Annotated in this window: 3 protein-coding genes; all 3 read left to right on the top strand. The window is 63.0% G+C overall.

Annotation, left to right across the window (positions count from 1 at the left end; genetic code table 11):
* On the top strand, nt 1-2,099 hold a 2,099-nt coding region (locus I71_RS07425), incomplete at its 5' end, for a bifunctional (p)ppGpp synthetase/guanosine-3',5'-bis(diphosphate) 3'-pyrophosphohydrolase (RefSeq protein ID WP_042693330.1).
* 145 nt (nt 2,100-2,244) lie between these two features.
* Complete coding sequence (locus I71_RS35675) at nt 2,245-2,625, top strand: cytochrome c (RefSeq protein ID WP_083897035.1); 381 nt, start codon at nt 2,245-2,247, stop codon at nt 2,623-2,625.
* 178 nt (nt 2,626-2,803) lie between these two features.
* Nucleotides 2,804-2,944: pyridoxine 5'-phosphate synthase (locus I71_RS07420; RefSeq protein ID WP_042693328.1), on the top strand; the 141-nt coding region annotated here is incomplete at its 3' end.

Below are 2,944 nucleotides of genomic sequence, written 5' to 3'. Positions count from 1 at the left end.
ATCTCCTTAACCGCGCCTACGTCTTCTCGATGAAGGCGCATGGGTCGCAGACACGCGCGTCGGGCGATCCCTACTTCCTCCATCCGCTGGAGGTCGCAGGTATCCTGACCCAGATGAAGCTGGACGCCGGCACCATCGCCACGGCGCTGCTTCACGACACGGTCGAGGACACCGTCGCCACGCTTGAGGATATCGAGCGGGTTTTCGGCAAGGAAATCGCGCGTCTCGTTGACGGCGTGACCAAGCTGTCGCGATTGGAGCTGAACAGCGAGCAGGCCAAGCAGGCGGAGAATTTCCGCAAGCTGGTGCTGGCGATGTCGGAGGACATCCGCGTTCTGCTGGTGAAGCTGGCTGACCGGCTTCACAACATGCGCACGCTGTTCCACCTGAAAAAGCCGGAAAAGCGTCGCCGCATCGCCCGCGAAACCATCGAAATCTACTCGCCCTTGGCCGAGCGCATCGGCATGCACAAGATCAAGGACGAGCTTGACGATCTTGCATTTGCGGAACTGAATCCGGACGCGCGCGACAGCATCCTGGCCCAGTTGTCCCGCCTGCGCAGCGAGGGCGAGAACCGCGTCCAGACCATCATCACCGAGCTGCGCGAACTGCTGGCCTCCGAGGGGCTGCCCGACGCGACGGTGTCGGGCCGCGAGAAGTCGGCCTATTCGATCTGGCGCAAGCTTCAGCGCAAGAATGTCAGTTTCGAGCAGCTGTCCGACATCATGGCCTTCCGTATCACGGTCGGCTCGGTCGGCGAATGCTATCAGGCGCTGGGCGTGGTTCACGCGCACTATCCGGTCGTGCCGGGGCGCTTCAAGGACTATATCTCCACGCCCAAGCCCAACGGCTACCGCAGTCTGCACACCGGCGTGATCGGTCCCGGCCGCAACCGGATCGAGGTCCAGATCCGCACCCAGGACATGCACGAGATTGCCGAGCTGGGCGTCGCCGCCCATTGGGCCTACAAGCAGGACCATCAGCCGCGTCCGAATGGCGGCGAGTACCGCTGGCTGCGCGAGCTGCTGGACATCCTGGAGCATGCGCAGAAGCCGGAAGAGTTCCTGGAACACACCAAGCTTGAGCTGTTTCAGGATCAGGTGTTCTGCTTCACGCCGAAGGGCGACCTGATCGCTCTGCCGCGTGGCGCCACGCCGGTCGATTTCGCCTATGCCGTGCATTCGCAGGTCGGCGACCATTGCGTCGGCGCCAAGATCAACGGCCGCATGCTGCCGCTGCGCACCCAGTTGCAGAACGGCGACCAGGTCGACATCGTCACCTCCAAGGCGCAGACGCCGGTTCCGGGCTGGGAGCGCTTCGTCGTCACCGGCAAGGCCCGTGCCCGCATCCGCAAATTCCTGCGCACCCAGCAGCGCGCCCAGTATATGGAACTGGGGCGCGGCATGCTGATGCGGCAGTTCAAGGCGGAGGGATACGAGTTCACCGAAAAGGCGCTGGAAAACGCCATCAAGATTTTCCAGCAGCCGACCGTCGACGATCTGATGGCGGGCGTGGGTTCCGGCCTGCATTCGGTGCGCGAGGTCTTCCACGCCGTCTTCCCCGGCCACAAGGCCCAGGCAGCTCCCGCCGCCCGCGAGGCCGAGGAGAGCGCGCCGAAGCCGAAGCCGAAGAACCGCAAGGAATCGGCACTGCCGATCCGCGGGCTGATCCCGGGCATGGCCGTGCATTACGCCCGCTGCTGCCACCCGCTGCCGGGCGACCGCATCGTCGGCATCGTGACCACCGGCAAGGGCGTGACGATCCACACCATCGACTGCGAGACGCTGGAAAGCTTCCATGAATCGCCCGAGCGCTGGATCGACGTTTCCTGGGAGACCGGTCCGGATTCGCCGGAGGAGCATGTCGGCCGCATCAGCGTCGTCATCGCCAATGAACAGGGCTCTCTCGGGACGCTGTTCACGGTAATCGGCAAGAACCAGGGCAACGTTATCCATCAGAAGATCACGAATCGCAGCACCGACTATTTCGAGCTGCTGATCGACATCGACGTGAAGGATGCCAAGCACCTGACCAACATTATGGCTGCTCTGCGCGCCACGCCCGCCATCCATTCCGTGGAGCGGGCGCGGGGGCGGTGATGCTCCCGCTGCTGTGCGGTACAGCGGACCAAGCTCGCTGTACCGTCGTTCCGCTGCGGCGGTGACGGTTCTCTGAAAAATGTGCACAGACTGGCTTCGCAGCGTGAAGACGTGCAATTGATACTGCGCGATGCGAGAAGAGACCATGCAACTCGATAAGTTTCTTCCGCCGCTTACCGCCGCGGTGTTGTGCTTAGTGCCAATTTGCGGTGCCTATGGCGGCAATGGGGAGACGTTGTTTGTGGAGAGATGCGCCATGTGTCACGGGCCGGATGCGAAAGGCTCCGGGCCGTTGGCGGGCAAAAGCAACCCGCCGACCCCAGATTTAACGACGCCAGCCTTCAAGAAGCGATTGGCTGACTATCCAGGCGTTATTGTGTCGTCGATCATACTCCGTCCAAACGGGGATTTGATCCCCAGGACATTGAAGGAAAATGGCTACCGGCTCCCTCCGCACGCATGGAGCGTCAAGGACTTTCGCGATCTGAACGAGTATCTGACGGGTGTGATTTACAAGTCGAAATAAGGTAAATCCGCTGGGATTGTCGACCCCACCATTCGCTTCGGCAGGGGCGGGGACGGTAAATTCCCTGTCATCCTCGGCGACGGCGGTCGGTTCGGCGTGACGGAACGCCGGAGCACCGCTATATAAACGGAATCGCCTCCGCCTGTTCCGGCGGGTGGCGACGCTTTGGAGTCCGTGCATGTCCCGTTTCCTCCGCCTCGGCGTGAACATCGACCATGTGGCGACCGTCCGCAACGCACGCGGCGGGGCGCATCCCGATCCCGTGCGCGCGGCGCGGCTGGGCATCGAGGCCGGGGCCGACGGGATCACCGCCCATCTG

This window comes from Azospirillum sp. B506 (genome assembly GCF_000333595.1).
In the GTDB taxonomy this organism is placed as follows: Bacteria; Pseudomonadota; Alphaproteobacteria; order Azospirillales; family Azospirillaceae; genus Azospirillum.
Note: the sequence above shows the minus strand (reverse complement) of the source record. Positions and strands in the feature narration are given on the sequence as shown.

Coding starts and splice junctions, on each gene's coding strand:
- I71_RS35675 (WP_083897035.1), top strand. CDS start 2,245: ATGCAACTCGATAAGTTTCTTCCGCCGCTTACCGCCGCGGTGTTGTGC.